General features: G+C 42.4%; 1 protein-coding gene. It reads right to left on the bottom strand.

The genetic code is table 11. From position 1 onward, the window contains the following. On the bottom strand, positions 1–290 hold a 290-nt coding region (locus AB4585_RS22490; protein WP_372171032.1), incomplete at both ends, for a BON domain-containing protein.

Raw genomic sequence — 290 nt, 5'->3', positions numbered from 1 at the left:
AAACCACGAATCACCAATTTTACGCCACTAACATTGCGAGCTGTATCTGTGGCAATATCAGCGCTTTCAGGTGTGACGTAACCGAACAGGAATACTTCGCTATTCTCGGTAATCACTTTAACTGATACGCCTTTCAGCTTGTCTTCTCCTATTAAGGCAGATTTAACCTTAGCAGTGATCCAGCTGTCACGGCTCATCTGAGAGACGTTGATAACCGGTTGTATGCGCAGTTGGTTATAGACCTTTTTAACACCAGCTATTTTTTCAACATGTTCTTCGACTTGAATACT

It is taken from the genome of Vibrio sp. 10N.222.49.C9 (assembly GCF_041474985.1).
Taxonomy (GTDB): Bacteria; Pseudomonadota; Gammaproteobacteria; order Enterobacterales; family Vibrionaceae; genus Vibrio; species Vibrio crassostreae_C.
The sequence above is the reverse complement of the archived record's forward strand: the minus strand, read 5'-3'. Positions and strand labels throughout refer to the sequence as shown.